The organism is Amycolatopsis sp. NPDC006131 (assembly GCF_040614175.1).
Lineage (GTDB): Bacteria > Actinomycetota > Actinomycetes > Mycobacteriales > Pseudonocardiaceae > Amycolatopsis_E > Amycolatopsis_E tucumanensis.
Window position 1 is genome coordinate 16,190 of sequence record NZ_JBEXTX010000031.1, and the last position, 19,520, is coordinate 35,709.

Sequence of the window (19,520 nt, forward strand, 5' to 3'; positions counted from 1 at the left end):
ATTGTTACGCGAAAATCCGATGTGAGGGGTTCCGCGTGCCGAACCAGGTCGCGAACGCCTCCTCCAGACCGGCCGTGCCGCCGTCCTCTGCTGCCCACGCGACGTGCCCGTCGGGCCTGATCAGGGCCTTGAGATCGGGCCGCCCGACGACTTCCCCCGGCGCCAGGCGGACCCGCTCGTCGTCGATCCGCGCGCCGATCAGGACGGCCCGGCCGTCGCCGCAGTGGTCGGCGAGACGGCTGCCGTCGGTGAACTCGAAGTCCGGCGCGCTCTTGCCGGCCAGGTCGTGGTCGCTGCCGACCGGGTAGCGGTGCAGCACGCCGGACAGCTTCTTCGCCAGGTACGTCGCCCCGTCGCCGGTGGCGAGCAGGTCGGTGAGCACCGACCGCAGGGCCTTGGCGTGCGGATCGGGCCGCATCGCCGCGATCTGCGCACGGGTCCACTCCAACACCCACTCGCCGATCGGGTGCCGTTCGACCGGGTAGGTGTCGAGCAGCCCGTCCGGCGCGTCGCCGCGCACCGTCGCGGCGAGTTTCCAGCCGAGGTTGACCGCGTCGCCGATGCCGAGGTTGAGCCCCTGCCCGCCGAACGGCGAGTGGACGTGCGCCGCGTCGCCGGCGAGCAGCACCCGCCCCCGGCGGTAGGTGGTGGCCTGGCGGGCGTTGTCGGTGAACCGCGTGACGCTGCGGATCGACCTGACCGTGACGTCCACTCCGGACACCCGGCGGATGCTGTCCTGCAGCTCGGCGACCGTGACCGGCGAGGTGCGGTCCGCGGGCGGGCCGTCGAACTCGACGGTCAGGATCCGTCCCGGCAGCGGGCCGTGCACGTAGACGCCGGTGCTCGTGCGGTGCCAGCCCAATCCGAGCGCGTCCGCGCCGTCCAGGTCGGCCAGCGCCTGGCGCCCGGTGATCTCCGGATCGGTGCCGGGGAAGTCGAACCCGGCCAGCTTGCGCACCAGGCTGCGGCCACCGTCGCAGCCGACGAGCCAGCCCGCGCGGACCCGGTCGCCGCCGACGAAGACCGTCACGCCGTCGTCGTCCGCCTCGAACCCGGTGACCTCGGCGCCCCGGCGCACGACCGCCCCCAGGCCGGTCGCGTGCTCCGCCAGCACCTTCTCCACGGTCTGCTGGCCCACCAGCTGCAGGTTGGCGGCCGGACCCGCGTCCCGGAACGCGGGGTCGGCGAAGTCGACCAGGTCGAGGCCGACCATGATCCCGCCGAAGTGCCCGGCGATCGGCGGCGGCGCCGATTTCGCCCGCGACAGCATCGCTTTCACCTGCGCCATGCCTTGCCGCGTCTCGTGTTCGAGCCGCTCCAGCAGGCCGCGCCGGTAGAGCGCCTCACCCGTCGCGAGGTTGATCGAGCCCGCCTTGAGGGTCGGATCGATCTCGGTCCGCCGCTCCACGACCAGCACGTCCACCCCGCCGAGCCGCAACTCGCCCGCCAGCATCAGGCCGACCGGCCCGCCCCCGGAGATCACCACGTCGAAGTCCATGGCCCCATCGTGCCACAAACTTTTACTCGGTCAAACTTTTGGTTCGGTATAGGATTCCGCTGTGGGACTGCGCGAAGAGAAGAAGCGGGCCACGCGACGGCACATCTCCGACGTCGCGACCGGTCTGTTCGCCGTCAAGGGCTTCGACAACGTGACCGTCGCCGAGGTCGCGGAGGCCGCGGGCGTCTCGAAGATGACCGTGTTCAACTACTTCCCGCGCAAGGAGGACCTGTTCCTCGACCGGCACGACGACCGGCTCCGCGAACTGGAGCGGGTCGTCCGGGAGCGGCCCGCCGGTCAGGACGTGGTGACCGCGCTGCGGCGGTACCACCACGAACTGGTGCGGCAACGCCACCCGCTGTCCGGGACGCGGCCGGGGACGGTGGGGTTCCTGTCGATCCTGCGCGCCAGCCCGGCGCTCGTCACGCGCACTTACGAGCAGTCCCGCGAGATCGCCGCGATGCTGGCGGACGTGCTGACCGAGGAGACCGGCGACCCGGTGGAAGCGCGGCTGACGGCGAACCTGCTGACCGCCGCGATCGACTCGATCTACGAGCGGGCGACCAGCCGCATGCTGGACGGCGACGACCCCGACGACGTGCACCGCGACCAGCCCGCGGTGATCGACCGGGCCTTCGACCTGCTGCAGCACGGCCTCGGCGGGGCGAAGCCGCGATCACCTCGCGCGAGCGCGGCGGATCGCCGGCCATCCGGTTGATCCGCCCGCGCTCGCCGCGCAGATCGGCGACCGGCTTCTCGGAGTACCGCGGGGAACGTTCGCTCACGCCGGCGCGCCGCGCCGGCTCGCCGATCACCGTGTTCACGCGCGACGGCCACCAGCCCACTCTCGCGAATTTCGCGGCCAACGCCCGCAACGCGATCGACGCGGGCTTCGCCGGTGTCGAGGTGCACGCGGCGGGCGCAGACCTCGTCTCCCTCGGCCGCACGTTCCCCGCCAACCCGGACCTGGTGACCCGCCTGCGCCTCGCGCATTGCTGAAACTGTTGCGGGACAAAGATTTCTCCGGCACCGGCGGCGAGTCGGGCCACCCCGGCCACTCGCCCTCGATACGGTCGCCGGGTGACCCATCTCGACATGACCCGCGCCGCCTACGACACCGTGGCGGTCGACTACGCGAAGCTCCTCGAAGGCCTCCTGGAGCAGACTCCGGAGGACCTGGCGATGTTGCGGCTCTTCGCCGACTACGTGCGCCGCGACGGCGGGCAGGTGGCGGACATCGGCTGCGGCACGGGGCGGGTGACGACGTACCTGGACTCGCTGGGGGTTCCAGTCTTCGGCATCGACCTGTCGCCCGGCATGCTGGCGGAGGCGCGGCGGCGCTACCCGCACCTGCGGTTCGAGGTCGGCTCCATGTCCGACCTGGCGCTGGAGGACGCCAGCCTGGGCGGGATCCTCGCGTTCTACTCGATCATCCACACCCCGCCGGAGCTGCTGCCGGAGGTGTTCGCGGAGTTCGCGCGGGTCCTCGCGCCGGGCGGGCACCTGATGGTGGCGTTCCAGGTCGGCGACGAGCGCAAGCGCCTCGAACAGGCTTACGGGCACACGGTTTCCTACGACGCCTACCGCCTGCCGCCGGACCGCATCACGGAACTGCTGGCGGACGCCGGGCTCCCGGTGACCGCGCGGCTGATCCGCGAGCCCGCGTTCGAGTACGAGACGACTCCGCAGGCGTACCTGCTCGCGCACCGCCCGCGCTGAGGGCCTCCTTCATCGACACCAGGTGAGCCCGGCTCACCACGGCAGCCCTGGCCGCGTCCCCGGCCGCGATGGCGTCCACCAGTCCGGCGTGCGCCTCGTGGTCGGGGCCGCCGGGGCGCAGCCGCAGCATGTCGACCATCGCCTGGCGGACGCGGGGCGCGACGGTGTCGAACAGTTCCACCAGGATCTCGTTGTGCGCGGCCACGACGACGGCGCGGTGGAAGGCCGTGTCCGCGTCGACGAGTTCCTCGATCCCGAACCCCGGATCCAGGCGGCCGGCCAGCGCGCGCCTGATCCGGCGCAGGTCCGCGGGCGTGCGGCGCGCGGCCGCCAGCGCTGCCGCTTCGGACTCGATCGCGATGCGGGTTTCCACCACCGCGACGATCCCGGCGCGCCGCAGGACCGCGTCCCAGTCCTCCCGCACGTCGTGGGCGAGGACGAACACGCCCGCGCCCTGACGCGTCTCCAGCACACCCTTCGCCGCCAGCTCGCGGATCGCTTCCCGGACCGTCGACCGGCCCACGCCGAGCTGCGGCGCGAGCGTCGTCTCGCCGGGCAGCTTCGCGCCCAGTGGCCACTCGCCCGACCGGATCCGCGTCAGCAGCAGATCCGCGGCCTGCTCGGCCAGCCGGTGCCGCCGCACCTGTTCCACCGACAGCTCCTCTACTTGTCTGCGGAGTTGTGTAAGATTCTAGCTCATGATCACGCGCGTTCTCCTCCTTCGCCGCCACGGCGGGGCCTGACCGGACCGGCTCCCCGCCGTGGGAGCCGTGCTGCGCCGGTCGTCACCCCACGACCAGAGGAACGCGAACATGTACCGCTGGAACACCCAGCACCCCTCCCCGATGCCCTCCCACCGGTACCGCGACGTGTACGCCCGCGTGCCGGTGCCACTGTCCGAACGGGACTGGCCGGCCAACCGGCTCACGCAGGCGCCGCTGTGGGTCCCGGTCGACCTGCGGGACGGCAACCAGGCACTCGCCGAACCGATGGACCCGGAACGCAAGCGGCGCTTCTTCGAGCTCATGGTCGAGATGGGCTACAAGGAGATCGAGGTCGGCTACCCGTCGGCTTCGCAGACCGACTACGACTTCGTCCGCCTCATCGCGGAAACCGGCCTCGCGCCGGAGGACGTCACGATCGTCGTGTTCACCCCGGCCCGGCGCGACCTCATCGAGCGCACCGCCGAGTCCGTCGCCGGGATGCCGAACCCGGTGGTGATCCACCTGTACGCGGCGACCGCGCCGGTCTGGCGCGAGGTGGTCCTCGGCCGCGACCGGGACGAGTTGAAGGCGCTGATCGTGGCCGCCGGCGAGGACGTGCTGCGGCTGGCCGGCGACCGGGTCCGGTTCGAGTTCTCGCCCGAGGTGTTCAACCTGACCGAGCCCGACTACGTGCTCGACCTGTGCTCGACGATGACCGAGCTGTGGGACGCGAGCCCGGACCGCCCGGTGATCCTCAACCTCCCCGCCACCGTCGAGGTCGCCACGCCCAACGTCTACGCGGACCAGATCGAGTACGTGTCGAAGAACCTCGACCGGCGCGACTCGGTGATCCTGTCGGTGCACCCGCACAACGACCGCGGCACCGGGATCGCCTGCGCCGAGCTGGCCCTCCTCGCCGGGGCGCAGCGCGTCGAGGGCTGCATCTTCGGCAACGGCGAGCGCACCGGGAACGTCGACATCGCCACGCTCGCGCTGAACCTGCACGCGCAGGGGATCGACCCGATGATCGACTTCTCGGACATCGACCGGATCCGGCGGACGGTGGAGCACTGCACGCGGCTGCCCGTGCACGAACGGCACCCCTATGTGGGCGACCTCGTGCACACGGCGTTTTCGGGCACGCACCAGGACGCGATCCGCAAGGGCCTCGCCGAGCACCGGGCCCGCGCGGCGGCGGCCGGTGTGCCGGAACGGGAGCTGGAGTGGCGGGTGCCGTACCTGCCGGTCGACCCGGCGGACCTCGGCCGCACCTACGAGGCCGTCATCCGGGTGAACTCGCAGTCCGGCAAGGGCGGCATCGCGCACCTGCTGAGCACCGGTTACGGCGTCGAACTCCCACGGCGGCTGCAGATCGACTTCGCGCGGCACGTCCAGCGGCACACCGACCGGACCGGCGCGGAAGTGACGGCGAAGGAGCTGTGGGAGCTGCTGCAGGAGGTGTACCTGGACGCGCCCGCGGTGTCCGGGGAGGTGCTGGAGCGCGCGACGTGCCCGACGGCGTCCGGTGAGGTGCTCGCGTTCGTGGAGTACGCGGCGCCGGACGGGCGCGGGTGGATCGGCGGGCGCGGGCGCACGGAGGCGGAGGCGACCGCGGAAGCCCTCGCCCGGGTCGGCTAAGCCAGCACAGTGTCGAGTTTGGCGCGGACTCGGTCGAGGTCCTCGGAGTACTTGAGGACCGCGCCGAGGGTCCGGGCGGCGATCTCCGCGTCCAGCTCGCTGCGGTTGAGCGCCAGCAACGCCTGCGCCCAGTCCAGCGACTCGGCGATCCCAGGCGGTTTCAGCAGCTCCAGCTCACGCAGCCGGCGGACGGCCGCGGCCACCTGCGTCGCGAGCCGTTCGCCGACTCCGGGCAGTCTGCGGCGCAGGATGGCGACCTCGCGGGCCAGGTCGGGGTGCTCCAGCCAGTGGTAGAGGCAGCGCCGCTTCAGCGCGTCGTGCACCTCGCGCGTCCGGTTCGAGGTCAGCAGCACCAGCGGTGGCTGCGCGGCCCGGATCTCGCCGAATTCCGGGATCGTCACGGCGTTCTCGTCGAGCAGTTGCAGCAGGAACGCCTCGAACTCGTCGTCGGCGCGGTCGATCTCGTCGACCAGCAGCACGCACGGCGACTCCTTCAGCGCCCGCAGCAACGGCCGGGCCAGCAGGAACCGCTCGGTGAACAGCGACTGCTCCGCGGCTTCGACGTCCAGGTGCTCGCGGCCTGCTTCCAGCGCGCGCAGGTGCAGCAGCTGGCGCGGGAAGTCCCATTCGTACAGCGCCTGCGCCGCGTCGATGCCCTCGTGGCACTGCAACCGCACCAGCGGCAGGCCGAGCGCCTCCGACAGCGACACGGCCAGCGAGGTCTTCCCCGTGCCCGGTTCGCCTTCGCAGAACAGCGGGCGCTGCATGCGCAACGCGAGGAACGCGGCGGTGGCGACGCCCTCGTCGGCCAGGTAGCCGACCCGGTCCAGCTCCGTCGCCAGCTCTTCGGGTGAGTTGACCTTCACCCCTCCACCCTAAGGGGTTCGCCCGCCGTTGACAGCCACTCCGCCCGGAATTATCTTTGCTTGCAAATCTACTTTGGGAGTTGAGATGCCTCATCTGACCGTGCACGTCCTGGAGAGCGACCTGGCCGGGCGCGAGACCGAGCTGATCGAAGGCCTGACCGAGGCGATCGTCGCCGTGTACGGGGAGTGGGCGCGGGAGATCGCGGTCGTGCGGCTGGTCGGGGTGCCGTCGAACCGGTGGGGCATCGGGGGCAAGCCGGCGTCCGCGCCCGCGCCGTCGGTGCTCTTCGGGATCCGGGAAGCGGCGTTCGAGCGTCCGGACGCGGACGACCTCGTGGCCCGGCTGGTGGCCGGGGTGACCGACGCGATCGTGGCGGTGTTCGGGGAGCGCGTGCGGGCCGGGGTGACGGTGGAACTGGTGGGGACACCCGCGGGGCGGACCGGTGTCGGCGGGGTGGTCGCCGCTTAGCGGGGCGGGTTCGGGGCCCGGGTCCGGCGAAGTGCACCTACGGCATGGCGCCGCTCAGCGGGGCAGGTCCGCCGGGGGTCCTCATGCAACCAAGGGGGACAGTCGAACTCGGCGGCACACCCGCCGGACCGGCCAGCCTCCGCGGAGTCGACGCCGCCTAGCGGGCCGGGTCCGCTGAGGTGTCCACCTCCGGCCAAGGGCGACCACCGAACTCCACGGGACACCCGGCGGGCGGCCTGGTATCGGCGGGGGGTCGCCGCCTGGTGGGCAGGTCCGGGGTCCAGCAGGAAGCATCTGCAGGCCGGAATCCCGGCGAAGTGCACCTGCCGGTGAACCGGCGTGGCCCGGGGTTGTCGCCGCCTGGCGGGGCAGGTCCGCGGGGGTATCCACGTCCGGCCATGGGTGACCACCGAACTCCACGGGACACCCGGCGGACGAACCGGTGTCGGCGGGGTGGTCGCCGGTTAACGCCGCAGGTCCGCTGGGGTGTCCACGTCCTGGCCGCCGCCCAGGTCGGCGCACTCCACCAGCCGCACGTCGGTACGGCCGCGGAGCCAGTCGCGGGCTCCGCGGTCGCCCGAGGCGCTCTCCGCGACCTCGTCCCACCAGCGGCGGCCGAACAGCACCGGATGCCCCGGCACGCCGTCGTAGGCAGCGCGCGCGACCACGTCCGGCGAGGCCAGCGCCCGCAGCCGCGCCACGATGCGGGCGTCCACCCCGGGCAGGTCGACCAGGTGCACCAGCACGGCCGACGCGTCCGGCAGTGCCCGCAGCCCGGCCCGCAGCGACGCGCCCATTCCGCTGGCCCAGTCCGGCGACTCGACCGCCCACGACGGATCGGGCAGCAACGCCCGCACATCCGAAGCCTGCGCGCCAACCACCACCCGCACCGGCGCACAGCCACCGTCGGTCAACGCGCGCAAAGCCCGGCGCAGCAACGGTTCCCCGTCCAGTTCGACCAGCGCCTTCGGACGCCCCATCCGCCGTCCGGCGCCGGCCGCCAGCAGCAGCCCGGCGCACTCACCCACGGCGCGCCTGCGCGGGTGCGACGGCCAGGTCGTCCTCGATGCGCTTCGCGGCGGCCAGCAGCGGCGGCACCATCTCCTCGATCACCGTCTCCCGCGGGGTGCGGCTGGCGTGGGTGGACACGTTCACCGCCGCCACGACGCGGCCCTGCCGGTCCCGGATCGGCGCCGCGACCGACCGCAGCCCTTCCTCCAGCTCCTGGTCCACCAGCGCCCAGCCCTGCTGCCGCACCGCGGCCAGCTCGGCCCGCAACGCGGCGGGCGAGGTGAGCGTGTGCGAGGTCAGCCGCTGCAACTCGGCCTGCTCCAGGTACCGGGCGAACCCCTCGTCGTCGAGCCCGGCGAGCAGCACGTGCCCCATCGAGGTGGCGTAGGCGGGGAACCGGGTGCCGACGTTGATGCTCACCGTCATGATCCGGGACACCGCGACACGCGCGACGTAGACGATGTCGGCGCCCTCCAGCACGGACACCGAACTCGACTCGCGCACCTCCGCGGACAGCCGCTCCAGGTGCGGCTGCGCGACCTCGGGCAGCGTCATGCTGGACAGGAACGCGTAGCCGAGCTCCAGCACACGCGCGGTCAGCGAGAAGTACTTCCCGTCCGTGCGCACGTACCCGAGGTCGACGAGCGTCAGCAGGAACCGCCGGGCCGCGGCGCGGGTCAGGCCGGTCGAGCGCGCCACGTCGGACAGCGTCAGCTCGGGCGACCCGGCGCCGAACGCGCGGATCACGGCCAGGCCGCGTTCCAGCGACTGGACGTGGTGCGCGCCGCGCTCGGTCGGTTCCATATTCCCAATCTAACTGCGGCGCGAAGCGCCTCCGTCGAGGGTGGTGGCGGGCGACGGGCGGGATTAGTGGGCGCGCGGCTGGGCGGTGGGCTCTCCCATCTCGGCCAGTGTCTTCTGCGCGATGGCGAACGCCTCGTTGGCCGCCGGTACCCCCGCGTACACGCCGGCGTGCAGCAGCACCTCGCCGATCTCGTCGGCGGTCAGCCCGTTGCCGACGGCGGCGCGGACGTGCATCGCGATCTCGCCGTGGCAGTGCAGCGCGGTGAGCACGGCCAGCGTGATGCAGCTGCGGGTCTTGCGGTCCAGGCCCTCGCGGGTCCAGATCGAGCCCCACGCGGCGCGGGTGATGTAGTCCTGGAACTTCTGCGTGAACTCGGTCGCGTTGGCGGTGGCACGGTCGACGTGCGCGTCGCCGAGCACCTCGCGCCGGACCTTCATGCCCGCGTCGTACAGCTCGTCGCTCATCGCGCCCCCTTCAGGTGCTCCAGGAGCAGTTCGGTGAACTTGCCTGCCTGCTGGTAGCTGCCCAGGTGGGCGGCGTGGTCGATCACCTCGAACTTCGCGCCCGGGATGCCGTCGGCGATGACCTGCCCGTGCGAGGGCGGCAGCGCGGCGTCGTCGGCTCCCGAGATCACCAGGGTCGGTGCGGTGATCGTGCCCAGCCCGGCGGTCAGGTCGAGCCCGGCGATGGCCTCGCAGCACGACGCGTAGCCCTCGGCCGGGGTCGTGGCCGTCATCTGCCGCAGCTCCTCGGCCAGTTCGGGGTTCGCGTCGATCCAGTCCCGCGTGAACCACCGGCCGATGCTGCCCTCGGCGATCGTCGCCATGCCCTCGGCACGCACCTGCTTCGCGCGCCCGGTCCACATGTCGACGTTGCCGGGCTTGACCGAGGTGAACGTCAGGGCCAGCGACCGGATCCGCGACGGCGCGTGCTGCCCGAGCCAGGCGCCGGTCATCCCGCCCAGTGACAGGCCGACGAAGTGCGCGGACTCGGCGCCGAGCGTGTCCAGCAGCTCGACGACGTCACGCCCGAGGTCGGCGATCGAGTACGGCCCCGGCGGCACCGGCGACTGCCCGTGACCCCGCGTGTCGTAGCGGACGACGCGGAAACCGTTGTCCACCAACGGCTTCACCTGCGGCTCCCACATGCGCAGGTTGCTGCCGATGGAGTTGCTCAGGACGACGAGTTCGCCGTCGCCCGCGGTCTCGTAGTGGACCTTCACGAAGTCCCCTTTCGCTTCTCCAGCACCCGTTCGACGAAGACACGCGCGCTCCCCAGGTAACCGGCCGGGTCCAGCAGCTCGCCGATGCGTTCGCGCGACAGGTGCTTGCCCACCAAGGCGTCCTCGGCCAGCAGATCGGCCAGCTCGCCCTCGCCGGCCAGAGCGCGGCGAGTGCACGCGCTCACCGCGTCGTGTGCTTCGAGCCGCCCGGTCTCGGCCGCCAACGCGGTCGTGACCCGTTCGGACAGCAGCGCACCGCGCGTGATGTCCAAGTTCGCGCGCATCCGGTCCGCGTCGACCTGGAGCCGGTCCAGGCTCGTGCGCAGCCAGTGCACGGCGGATCCGGTGCTGCGGAACAGTTCCGTCAGCGGCCGCCACTCGGCGTGCCAGGAACCGGCGGCGCGCTGGTGCTCCTGCGCCATCGCGCCGAGCAGGGTCGCGACCAGTCCGGGCGCCTGCTGCGCGGCCGCCCCGGCCGCCACCGCGGCGACCGGGTTCCGCTTGTGCGGCATGGTGGACGAGCCGCCGCTGCCCTCGGCGACCTCGGCGATCTCGCCGACCTCGGTCTGCGCGAGCAGCACCAGCGACCGCGACGCACCGGCGACCACACCCGCCAACGAACCGAGCGCCCCGGCGAGTTCCGCGATGCGCGTCCGCTCGGTGTGCCACGGCATCGCGGGCTCCGCCAGCCCGAGCCTGCGCGCGAAGGCCGCCAGCACCGCCGGCCCCCGCTCGCCCAGCGACGCCAGCGTGCCGGTCGCCCCGCCGAGCTGCACCGCGAACCGCTGCACCCGCAACCGGTCCGCGGCCGTGTCCAGCCCGGAGAGCCAGCCGGCGAGCTGGAACCCGAACGTCACCGGCAGCGCCTGCTGCAGCAACGTCCGTCCCGCTTGGACAGTGCCGGCGTGCTCCCGCGCCAGGTCGGCGAGCCGGTCCGCGCACGCCTCGACCTCGCCGAGCAGCACGTCCACCGCACGCGCGGACACCAGCATCGCCGCGGTGTCCACGATGTCCTGGCTGGTCGCGCCAAGGTGCACCACCCGGCCCGCCTCGCCGCCGACCTGCGCGGTCAGCTCCCGCACGAGCGGCGCGGCGGGGTTGCCGACGCCGACGGACTTCGCACCGATCGCGGCGGGGTCGAACTTCCCGTCACGAGCCACGGCGGCGATCCGATCGGCGTGCTCGCGCGGGATCACGCCCGCGTCCGCCTCCGCCTCCGCCAGCGCCGCTTCCGCGTCGAGCAGGCCCCGCAGCCAGGCGGCGTCGGAGACCTCGTCGCGGACCGGCCCGGCGGCGAGAATCGGGTCGAACAGGTCAGACATCGAAGAACACTGTCTCAGCCTCACCCTGGAGACGCACGTCGAAGCGGTACCCGTCGTCGGTCTTGGCCGCGATCAGCGTGCCGCGCCGGTCCTCCGGCACCGAGTTCAGCACCGCGTCGGCGGCGTTGGCCTCGGTGTTCTCCGGGAAGTAGATGCGCGTGACGACCCGGTGCAGCAGCCCGCGCGCGAACACCGACACGTCGATGTGCGGGGCCTGCGTCGCGCCGTTCTCGCCCGGGATCGCGCCCGGCAGCAGGGTGAGGATCTCGTAGCTGCCGTCCGGCTTGGTCGGGCAACGGCCGAACCCGCGGAACCCGGGAACGCGGCCGCGCGGGTCGTCCGGGTGGTCGAAGCGGCCCTGCGGATCGGCCTGCCAGGTCTCGATCATCGCGTCCGGGACCGGGTTGCCCTCGCCGTCGGTGACGGTGCCGCGGATCCACACCGCGCCCTCGGTGCCCTCGGGCACCACGGTCGGGCCGTCCTCCCAGGGCAGGCCGATCGCGAGGTAGGGGCCGACGGTCTGCGAAGGGGTCGTCATTCGTCCTCCTCTGTGTTCTGCGGGACACCCGCACCCGGTCGGACGAGCAAGCGCGAAAAGGGCCAAGTGTCGCTCACTCGTCCTCCTCTTCCTCGTTCTCGAAAACCGACTGCTCGCGCCCGCGCACCACGATGTCGAACTCGAACGCCAGCGCCCAGTGATCGGTGGTCCGGCTGTAGTCGAACCGCGAGATCATCCGCTGCCGCGCCTTCTCGTCCGGGATCGAGTTGAAGATCGGGTCCTGGAAGAACAGCGGGTCGTCCGGGAAGTACATCTGCGTCACCAGGCGCTGCGTGAACGCCTGCCCGAACACCGAGAAGTGGATGTGCGCGGGCCGCCAGGCGTTGTCGTGGTTCTTCCACGGGTACGCGCCCGGCTTGATGGTGGTGAACTCGTACCGGCCTTCCGAGTCGGTGATGGTGCGGCCGACGCCGTCGAAGTTCGGGTCCAGCGGCGCGGGCCAGTTGTCACCGATGTGCCGGTAGCGGCCGCCCGCGTTGGCCTGCCAGATCTCGATCAGCGAGTTCGGGATGCCCCGGCCGTCGCCGTCGAGCAGGCGGCCGTGCACCAGGATGCGCTGCCCCTGCGGCTCTTCCGCGTGCTGGCGGGTCAGGTCGTTGTCGAACTCACCGAGGCGGCCGGGGCCGAGCAGCGGGCCGGTCACCTCGGTGAGCATCTGCGGCAGCAGAACGAGCGGCTGCTTCGGGTGCCGCAGGGCCGTCGACCGGTAGCCCGGTGAGTCCAGCGGCGGGTGCGTGCCCTCCGGGTCCCGCCGGTAGCGCGGCAGGATCAGCTTGTTACTCGTCGGTGCTGCCATAGCACGGTTTCCTTTCTCCTCACGCTTCCAGCACGACCGCGAGCCCCTGGCCCACGCCGATGCAGATCGCGGCCAGCCCGTAGCCACCGCCGCGGCGGCGCAGCTCGTAGGCCAGCGACGCGAGAATGCGGCCACCGGAGGCGCCCAGCGGGTGCCCGATCGCGATCGCGCCGCCGTTGACGTTCACGATCGACGGGTCGAGCTTGGGCCAGTCGGCGAAGCAGGACAGGCACTGCGCGGCGAACGCCTCGTTCAGCTCGACCGCGGCCAGCTGCTCCCAGCCGATCCCGGCGCGCTCCAGCGCGATCTCCGCGGCCCGCACCGGGCCGACGCCGAACACGTCCGGGTCGACACCCGCCGCACCGCGACCCGCGATGCGTGCCAGCGGTGTCTTGCCGAGCCGGTCAGCCGCGGCCTGGTCGCCCAGCAGGACGGCGGACGCGCCGTCGTTGAGCGGCGAGGCGTTGCCCGCGGTGATGGTGCCGTTCTTGCGGAACGCGGGCTTGAGCTTGCCCAGCTTCTCCAGGGTCGAGTCGGCGCGGATGCCTTCGTCGCGGGTCAGGTCGGTGCCGGGGACGGGCACGACGTGGTCGTCGTAGAAGCCGGCGTCCCACGCCTTCGCCGCGTTGAGGTGGCTGCGCAGGGCGAACTCGTCCTGTGCCTCGCGGGTGATGCCGTACTGCTCGGCCAGCCGCTCGGTGCTCTCGCCCAGCGAGATCGTCCACTGCTCGGGCATCTCCGGGTTGACCATGCGCCAGCCGAGCGTGCTCGAATGCAGGGTCTGCGTCGCCGGGGAGTACGCCTTCTCCGGCTTGAGCAGGATCATCGGCGCGCGGGTCATCGACTCCACGCCGCCCGCGACGACCAGCGACGCGTCGCCGGTCGCGATGGTGCGGCTGGCCTGCATGACCGCGTCCAGACCGGAGCCGCACAGCCGGTTCACGGTGGTGCCGGGCACCGAGGTCGGCCAGCCCGCGAGCAGCGCGGCCATGCGCGCCACGTTGCGGTTGTCCTCCCCCGCCTGGTTGGCGTCGCCCAGCACGACCTCGTCGACCGTGCCCGGGTCGAGGTCGTTGCGGGAGGCCAGCTCACGCAGCACGTGCGCGGCGAGGTCGTCGGGGCGGACTCCCGCCAGGGCGCCGCCGTAGCGGCCGAACGGGGTCCGGATGGCGTCGAGAACGTATGCGTCACTCATTTGGCGGCCTTCAACTCCCGCAGGGCCTTGAGCTCGGCCTCGGTCGGCGGCGGCGTGGTCTCCAGCTCGGGCGCGACCTTCAGGTCCCAGCCGGTCGCCTCCTTGACCTGCTCCACCGTGACGCCCTCGTGGATCTGGGTCAGCACCAGCTCGGCGGTCTCCGGGTCGGGGCGCATCACGCCGAGGTCGGTGATCACCAGGGTCGGGCCGGCGCCGGGCAGGCCCAGCTTCTCGCGCTCGCCCTTGCCGCGGCCGTGGCCGAAGGAGGTGATGAAGTCGACCTGCTCGACGAAGCTGCGCTTGCTCTGCCGCACCACGACGTAGACCTCGTGGCAGTTCGCGGCGATCTCCGGCGCGCCACCGGCGCCCGGCAGGCGGACCTTCGGGTCGGCGTAGTCGGCGCCGATGACCGTGGTGTTGATGTTGCCGAACTTGTCCAGCTGCGCCGCGCCGAGGAAGCCGACGTCGATCCGGCCGGGCTGCAGCCAGTAGTTGAACACCTCCGGCACGCTGATCACGGCGTCGGCGGTGTCGGCGAGGATGCCGTCACCGATCGACGCGGGCAGCCGGGTGGGCTTCGAGCCGAGGGTGCCGGACTCGTAGATGAGCACCAGGTCCTCGGCGTGGGTGCGGCGCGCGAGGTTGGCCGCGGTGGAGGGCAGGCCGATGCCGACGAACACCCGCTGGCCGCCGGTGAGGGCGCGGGCCGCGGCGATCGACATCATCTCGTCGGACGTGTACGTCCGTTCGACCGTCGTCACTGGGCCACCTCCACGCCGAACACCTTCTCGTCCAGCCAGCGCTGGAACGAGTCCCTCTCCCGCCCAATGGAATCCCAATACGCGTAATACTCGTTGTCGCGCTCGGAGTACCCCGCCGCGTAGGACGGGTGCGCGCCGTTGGGCACTTCGGCGACCGCCGTGACGGCCCAGGTCGGCAGGATGACCTGGCCGGGCACCGGGGTCAGCTCGTCGACGACCTCCTCTACCGTGACCAGGCTGCGCTTGGCGGCCAGCACGGCCTCCTTCTGCACCCCGACCAGGCCCCACATCTGGACGTTGCCCGCCCGGTCGGCCCGCTGCGCGTGGATGATCGACACGTCCGGGTTGATGGCGGGCACCGCGGCCAGTTCCTCGCCGGTGAACGGGCAGGTGATCGTCTTGATCGTGTCCGTGTGCTTGGGCAGGTCCGTGCCGCGGTAGCCGCGCAGCACCGCGAACGGCAGCCCGGACGCCCCGGCGACGTAGCGGTTGGCCATGCCGGCGTGGCTGTGCTCCTCGATCTCCAGCGGCACCGGCCAGGAGTTCTGCACGGCGTCGCGGAAGCGGTGCAGCGACCCGACGCCCGGGTTGCCACCCCAGGAGAAGATCAGCTTCTTCGCGCACCCGGCGCCGATGAGCTGGTCGTAGACGATGTCCGGCGTCATCCGGACCAGCGTGAGGTCCCTGCGCCGCTGGCGGATGATCTCCTGTCCCGCCGCGTGCGGGATCAGGTGGGTGAATCCTTCGAGGGCGACCGTGTCCCCGTCGTGCACCAGCTGGGCGACGGCGTCATGGAGCGACGTTATCTCGGCCATTGAGCTGCTTCCGTTCGCATTCCGCACACAAGTTCTACATATGAACATAGCTGGCCGTCCGGAGCCACGCAAGGAAGGGTGGACGCATGAGCGGACCCGAAATCGATCCGGTGACGGCCGAGAGCGAGCAGCAGGACGCCGACATCGGCGGCGAGCACACCGAACCCACCTACCGCGACCAGGACCCCGAGGTCGGCACGAACGAGGCCGAACCGGAGGGCGAGGGCGGCCCCGGGGGCATGGACCCCGAATAGCGCGGACGGCCGCCGATCCTGCGAAGCTGGAGCCCATGCGAATCGTGGTGACGCGGCGGGTTCCGGAAGCAGCGATGGTGGTGCTCCGCGAGGCGGGCGAGGTCTGGGTGTCCGGCGAGGACCGGCCGCTCAGCCCCGACGAGCTGCGCGAAGCGGTGCGCGGCGCGGACGCGGTGGTGTGCATGCTGCACGACCGCGTCGACGGCGCGGTGGCCGACGCGGCCGGGCCGCAGCTGAAGGTCGTGGCCAACGTCGCGGTCGGCTACGACAACATCGACGTGCCCGCGCTGGCCGCGCGGGGCGTGACGGTCACCAACACGCCCGGCGTGCTGACCGACGCCACCGCGGACCTCGCGTTCGGCCTGCTGCTCGCGGTGACGCGGCGAATCGGCGAGGGCGAACGGCTGCTGCGGTCCCGCACACCCTGGTCGTTCCACCTCGGGTTCATGCTCGGCTCCGGCCTGCAGGGCAAGACCCTCGGCATCGTCGGCCTCGGCCAGATCGGGCAGGCGGTGGCCCACCGGGCCCGCGCGTTCGGCATGCGGATCGTCTACAGCGGACGGTCCCGCGCGAAGCCGGAGGTGGAGTCGGCGCTGCACGCGGAGCACCTGTCGTTCTTGGAGCTGCTGCGCACCGCCGACGTGGTGTCGCTGCACTGCCCGCTGACGCCGGAGACGCGGCACCTGATCGACGCCGAGGCGCTGGGCGTGATGAAGCACAGCGCGTTCCTGATCAACACCACGCGCGGACCGGTCGTGGACGAGGCCGCGCTGGCCGACGCGCTGCTGCGGCGGGAGATCGCCGGCGCCGGGCTGGACGTGTTCGAAAAGGAGCCCGAGGTCGAGCCGCGGCTGCTGGAGATGGACAACGTGGTCGTGACACCGCACCTCGGCTCCGCCACGGTCGAAACCCGGACCGAGATGGCCCTGCTCGCGGCGCGCAACGTCGCTGCCGTGCTGGCGGGCGATGGCGCCGTTAATGAGGTGCGCCCGGACGGCGACCGCTCCTAGTCTGCGCAGCGTGCGACTGAACGGGCAGGTCCTGATCCTCGACGCCGACGACACGTTGTGGGAGAACAACGTGATCTTCGAGCGGGTCATCGACGACTACCTGGACTGGATCGCGCATCCCACGCTGGAGCGCGCCGCGGTGCGGGAGATCCTGGACGACATCGAGCGGGCGAACGCGGTGTCACACGGCTACGGGACCAAGGTGTTCCTGCACAGCCTCGGCGAGTGCTTCGAGAAGTTGCGTGAGCGTCCCGCGACCGCGGCGGAGCGCGCCCGCATCGAGGAGCTGGCGGCGGCGCTGATCAACCACGAGGTCGAGCTCATCCCGGGCGTCGCCGAGACGCTCGACGAGCTGGGCTCGCGGCACGAGCTGATGCTGCTGACCAAGGGCGACCGCGAGGAGCAGCAACGCAAGATCGACGCGTCCGGGGTGGCCCACCACTTCCGCGAGGTGCACATCGTGCCGGAGAAGCACGTCGAGGTGTACCGCGGCCTGGCGTCGGCGCGGATGCTCGCGCCGGAGTCGACGTGGATGATCGGCAACTCGCCGAAGTCGGACATCCGCCCCGCCCGCGCGGCCGGCATGAACGCGGTGTTCATCCCCAACGCGAACACCTGGGTGCTGGAGCACGACGAGCTGGACGAGACCGACGATCGGGTGCTGACGCTGGGTTCGTTCCGGGAGCTCGTGCGCCACTTCTGAATCTTGCGTGTCACGCATGTTTGCGCGGCACGCAAGTTTTGCTACCGTGGAGCCATGGGCCTGCGGGAGCGGAAGAAAGCCGAGACGCGCTCGGCGATCAGCTGGGCGGCCATCCGGCTGGCCGTCGAGCGCGGGTTCGGCAACGTCAAGGTCGAGGACATCGCCGAGGCGGCCGGGGTCTCCCCGCGCACGTTCAACAACTACTTCTCCAGCAAAGGCGAGGCGATCGTGGCTCGCCACACCGACCGCCTCCGCAACCTCGCCGTCGCGCTCCGCGAGCGGCCGGCGGACGAGCCGTTGTGGGACGCGATCAGCGCCTCCGCCGCGGCCCAGCTCACCCCGGACCTCGCCGCGGCCGAGAACCCGGTGCCCGACCCCGCGACCTGGACGGCCGGCGTGCGCGTGATGCTCGCCGACCCCGCCCTGCAGGGCGATCTGCTCAAGGCGGGCGCGGTGGCGGAAGCCGAGATCGCCGCGGCGGTCGCCGAGCGCACCGGCGCCTCGCTCGAGCGGGACCTGCACCCGCACCTGGTGGCGGCCGCGGTCGTGGCCGCCGTGCACACCGCGATCGGCCACCACCTCCGGACCAATCGCCCGGTGGCGGACCTGCTCACCGAAGCATTCGACCTGCTCTCCGCGGGCCGGTAACTCCACTGTGGACAGCCCGGGCGGGGTACCCGGGCCGGTTCCCCCTGCCCGGAAGGATTTTTCCATGATCGACGTCGTCATCGCGGGCGGCGGGCCGAACGGCCTCATGCTCGCCTGCGAACTCGCACTGTCCGGCACCCGCGCGGTCGTCCTGGAACGTCTCGCCGGCCCCCGCACCGAACCCCGCGCCAACGGCCTGGTCGGCGAGGTCGTGCGGATGCTGGACCGGCGCGGCCTGTACGAACGGCTGACCGGCGGGCCCGGCGCTCCCGAACCCGCGCGCGGGTTCGTGTTCGGCGCCTTCCCGTTGCCGCTGGCCGACCTCACCCACCACCTCTACACGCTGATGGTGCCCCAGCGGCGCATCGAGGAGGTGCTCGCCGAACGCGCGGCCGAACTCGGCGTCGAGGTCCGTCGCGGGCACGAGGTCACCGGTCTGACCCAGGACGCGGACGCGGTGACCGTCGAGGTCGACGGGCACGAGCCGGTCCGCGCGCGGTTCCTCGTCGGCGCGGACGGCGGGCACAGCGTGGTCCGCAAGCTGGCCGGGATCGGGTTCCCCGGCGTGACCTCCGATGAGTCCGTGTCGTACTCGGCGGAGGTCAGCGTCCCACCCGGGCTCATCGGCCCTGGCGGCGAGCTGGAGATCCCGGGGTTCGGTGCCGTGCCGCCGTTCCAGCACCTGCGGACCGCACGCGGGCTGATCACCTGGGCGCCGTTCCCCGACCGGAACCCGGCGGTCAGCACCATGGAGTGGGGTCTGCCCGCGAACGGCGAAGCGTCACTGGCGGAAGTGCGCGCCAGCGCCGCCCGCGTGCTCGGCGCGGACCTGCCGCTCGGGCCGCCACCCGGCGCGGGGCCGCACCTGGTGCGCCGCCTGTTCGGCGGGAACACCCGGATCGCCGAGCGCTACCGGGACCGCCGCGTGTTCCTGCTCGGCGACGCCGCGCACGTGCACTCCGCGATCGGCGGTCCCGGCCTCAACCTCGGCCTGCAGGACGCGGTCAACCTGGGCTGGAAGCTCGCGGCGGCGGTCCGCGGCGAGGTGGACGTGCTGGACACCTACGGGTCCGAGCGGCGCCCGGTCGCGCAACGGGTCGCGATGCACACGCAGGCGCAGTCGCTGCTCATCCGGCCGGGTGGCGACGTGACCGCGCTGCGGGAGCTGTTCGGGGAACTGCTCGCACTGCGCGAGACCCGGCAGCACATCGCCGACCTGATGGCCGGCGCGGACATCCGCTACGACGTCGGCGGCCCCGGTGAACCGGCCGGGCGGTTCGCACCGGACCTGCCGGACCTGCCCGCGCTCGCCCGCGGCGGGCGGGCGTTGTTGTTCGATCCGACCGGGACACTGGACGCCGGGCCGTGGCGGAACTCCGTCGACGTCGTCGAGACGCCCGGGCTGGAGACCGCGTACCTGCTGCGGCCGGACTGCTTCATCGCCTGGACCGGCTCCGACGGCGACGGCCTGCACCAAGCGCTCACGAGGTGGTTCGGCCCCGGAACGCACTGAGGGAGGGCGCCG

General features: G+C 72.2%; 23 protein-coding genes. 10 read left to right on the forward strand and 13 right to left on the reverse strand.

From position 1 onward, the window contains the following. Positions 1 to 4: 4 nt before the first annotated feature. The gene (locus tag ABZ215_RS18085; RefSeq protein WP_354950347.1) at positions 5 to 1,498 is read right to left on the reverse strand and encodes an FAD-dependent monooxygenase; all 1,494 of its coding nucleotides are present in this window, start codon (positions 1,496 to 1,498) and stop codon (positions 5 to 7) included. A gap of 61 nt (positions 1,499 to 1,559) precedes the next feature. Between ABZ215_RS18085 and ABZ215_RS18090 the strand changes: the two genes are divergently transcribed. From ABZ215_RS18090 to ABZ215_RS18100, 3 genes are all read left to right on the forward strand, one after another. Next, complete coding sequence (locus ABZ215_RS18090) at positions 1,560 to 2,216, forward strand: TetR family transcriptional regulator (protein ID WP_354950348.1); 657 nt, start codon at positions 1,560 to 1,562, stop codon at positions 2,214 to 2,216. Continuing rightward, positions 2,213 to 2,497, forward strand: coding sequence for a hypothetical protein (locus tag ABZ215_RS18095; RefSeq protein ID WP_354950349.1), 285 nt, complete (start codon positions 2,213 to 2,215; stop codon positions 2,495 to 2,497). Before ABZ215_RS18090 ends, ABZ215_RS18095 begins: the two co-directional genes overlap by 4 nt. A 96-nt stretch (positions 2,498 to 2,593) precedes the next feature. Continuing rightward, positions 2,594 to 3,217: a class I SAM-dependent methyltransferase gene (locus ABZ215_RS18100; RefSeq protein WP_027934495.1), complete on the forward strand. Its 624-nt coding sequence runs from the start codon at positions 2,594 to 2,596 to the stop codon at positions 3,215 to 3,217. Here the strand turns inward: ABZ215_RS18100 and ABZ215_RS18105 are convergent. Beyond that, positions 3,102 to 3,869, reverse strand: coding sequence for an FCD domain-containing protein (locus ABZ215_RS18105; RefSeq protein ID WP_354950350.1), 768 nt, complete (start codon positions 3,867 to 3,869; stop codon positions 3,102 to 3,104). The genes ABZ215_RS18100 and ABZ215_RS18105 overlap by 116 nt on opposite strands. A gap of 160 nt (positions 3,870 to 4,029) precedes the next feature. Here ABZ215_RS18105 and ABZ215_RS18110 point away from each other — a divergent pair, with 160 nt between their 5' ends. Next, on the forward strand, positions 4,030 to 5,559 hold the full coding sequence (locus ABZ215_RS18110) for a 2-isopropylmalate synthase (RefSeq protein WP_354950351.1): 1,530 nt from the start codon (positions 4,030 to 4,032) through the stop codon (positions 5,557 to 5,559). Here the strand turns inward: ABZ215_RS18110 and ABZ215_RS18115 are convergent. After that, positions 5,556 to 6,425, reverse strand: coding sequence for a MoxR family ATPase (locus tag ABZ215_RS18115; RefSeq protein ID WP_354712578.1), 870 nt, complete (start codon positions 6,423 to 6,425; stop codon positions 5,556 to 5,558). The two genes, ABZ215_RS18110 and ABZ215_RS18115, sit on opposite strands and share 4 nt — an antisense overlap. An 85-nt stretch (positions 6,426 to 6,510) precedes the next feature. On the opposite strand from ABZ215_RS18115, the gene ABZ215_RS18120 reads away from it, so the two are divergent. After that, on the forward strand, positions 6,511 to 6,894 hold the full coding sequence (locus tag ABZ215_RS18120; RefSeq protein ID WP_354950352.1) for a tautomerase family protein: 384 nt from the start codon (positions 6,511 to 6,513) through the stop codon (positions 6,892 to 6,894). Positions 6,895 to 7,358: 464 nt separating this feature from the next. Here the strand turns inward: ABZ215_RS18120 and ABZ215_RS18125 are convergent, their stop codons facing one another. From ABZ215_RS18125 to ABZ215_RS18170, 10 genes are all read right to left on the reverse strand, one after another. Continuing rightward, on the reverse strand, positions 7,359 to 7,922 hold the full coding sequence (locus ABZ215_RS18125; protein ID WP_354950353.1) for a nucleotidyltransferase family protein: 564 nt from the start codon (positions 7,920 to 7,922) through the stop codon (positions 7,359 to 7,361). Further along, a complete protein-coding gene (locus ABZ215_RS18130; RefSeq protein ID WP_017984324.1) occupies positions 7,915 to 8,709 on the reverse strand; it encodes an IclR family transcriptional regulator in 795 nt (264 codons plus the stop codon). The genes ABZ215_RS18125 and ABZ215_RS18130 overlap by 8 nt, the downstream gene beginning before the upstream one ends. A gap of 63 nt (positions 8,710 to 8,772) precedes the next feature. Next, positions 8,773 to 9,174 carry a 4-carboxymuconolactone decarboxylase gene (gene pcaC / locus ABZ215_RS18135; protein WP_020421705.1) on the reverse strand — a complete coding sequence of 134 codons (402 nt, stop codon included), beginning with the start codon at positions 9,172 to 9,174 and terminating at the stop codon, positions 8,773 to 8,775. Then, the gene (gene pcaD, locus ABZ215_RS18140; protein ID WP_354950354.1) at positions 9,171 to 9,932 is read right to left on the reverse strand and encodes a 3-oxoadipate enol-lactonase; all 762 of its coding nucleotides are present in this window, start codon (positions 9,930 to 9,932) and stop codon (positions 9,171 to 9,173) included. Before pcaD ends, pcaC begins: the two co-directional genes overlap by 4 nt. Continuing rightward, positions 9,929 to 11,254, reverse strand: coding sequence for a 3-carboxy-cis,cis-muconate cycloisomerase (pcaB, locus tag ABZ215_RS18145; protein WP_354950355.1), 1,326 nt, complete (start codon positions 11,252 to 11,254; stop codon positions 9,929 to 9,931). The genes pcaD and pcaB overlap by 4 nt, the downstream gene beginning before the upstream one ends. Then, positions 11,247 to 11,792 (reverse strand): protocatechuate 3,4-dioxygenase subunit alpha, encoded by a 546-nt coding sequence (gene pcaG, locus ABZ215_RS18150; protein WP_020421708.1) that lies wholly within the window; start codon positions 11,790 to 11,792, stop codon positions 11,247 to 11,249. Before pcaG ends, pcaB begins: the two co-directional genes overlap by 8 nt. 73 nt (positions 11,793 to 11,865) lie before the next feature. After that, positions 11,866 to 12,609 (reverse strand): protocatechuate 3,4-dioxygenase subunit beta, encoded by a 744-nt coding sequence (pcaH, locus tag ABZ215_RS18155; protein ID WP_020421709.1) that lies wholly within the window; start codon positions 12,607 to 12,609, stop codon positions 11,866 to 11,868. A 19-nt stretch (positions 12,610 to 12,628) separates the two neighbouring features. Then, entirely contained in the window at positions 12,629 to 13,804 is a 1,176-nt protein-coding gene (locus ABZ215_RS18160; protein WP_354950356.1) for a thiolase family protein, read from the reverse strand. After that, positions 13,801 to 14,529, reverse strand: a complete 729-nt coding sequence (locus ABZ215_RS18165) for a CoA-transferase subunit beta (RefSeq protein WP_051123640.1) — start codon at positions 14,527 to 14,529, stop codon at positions 13,801 to 13,803. The genes ABZ215_RS18160 and ABZ215_RS18165 overlap by 4 nt, the downstream gene beginning before the upstream one ends. A gap of 32 nt (positions 14,530 to 14,561) precedes the next feature. Next, the gene (locus ABZ215_RS18170) at positions 14,562 to 15,380 is read right to left on the reverse strand and encodes a CoA transferase subunit A (RefSeq protein WP_354950357.1); all 819 of its coding nucleotides are present in this window, start codon (positions 15,378 to 15,380) and stop codon (positions 14,562 to 14,564) included. An 86-nt stretch (positions 15,381 to 15,466) separates the two neighbouring features. On the opposite strand from ABZ215_RS18170, the gene ABZ215_RS18175 reads away from it, so the two are divergent. The 5 genes from ABZ215_RS18175 to ABZ215_RS18195 all read left to right on the forward strand — a co-directional run bounded on the left by ABZ215_RS18175 (position 15,467) and on the right by ABZ215_RS18195 (position 19,508). Further along, positions 15,467 to 15,634: a hypothetical protein gene (locus ABZ215_RS18175; protein ID WP_354950358.1), complete on the forward strand. Its 168-nt coding sequence runs from the start codon at positions 15,467 to 15,469 to the stop codon at positions 15,632 to 15,634. Between the two features lie 35 nt (positions 15,635 to 15,669). Beyond that, complete coding sequence (locus ABZ215_RS18180) at positions 15,670 to 16,644, forward strand: D-glycerate dehydrogenase (protein WP_354950359.1); 975 nt, start codon at positions 15,670 to 15,672, stop codon at positions 16,642 to 16,644. Between the two features lie 10 nt (positions 16,645 to 16,654). Beyond that, on the forward strand, positions 16,655 to 17,347 hold the full coding sequence (locus ABZ215_RS18185; RefSeq protein ID WP_237335986.1) for an HAD family hydrolase: 693 nt from the start codon (positions 16,655 to 16,657) through the stop codon (positions 17,345 to 17,347). Positions 17,348 to 17,401: 54 nt separating this feature from the next. After that, entirely contained in the window at positions 17,402 to 17,995 is a 594-nt protein-coding gene (locus ABZ215_RS18190) for a TetR family transcriptional regulator (protein ID WP_354950360.1), read from the forward strand. 64 nt (positions 17,996 to 18,059) lie between these two features. Further along, complete coding sequence (locus ABZ215_RS18195; RefSeq protein WP_354950361.1) at positions 18,060 to 19,508, forward strand: FAD-dependent monooxygenase; 1,449 nt, start codon at positions 18,060 to 18,062, stop codon at positions 19,506 to 19,508. Positions 19,509 to 19,520 lie beyond the last annotated feature (12 nt).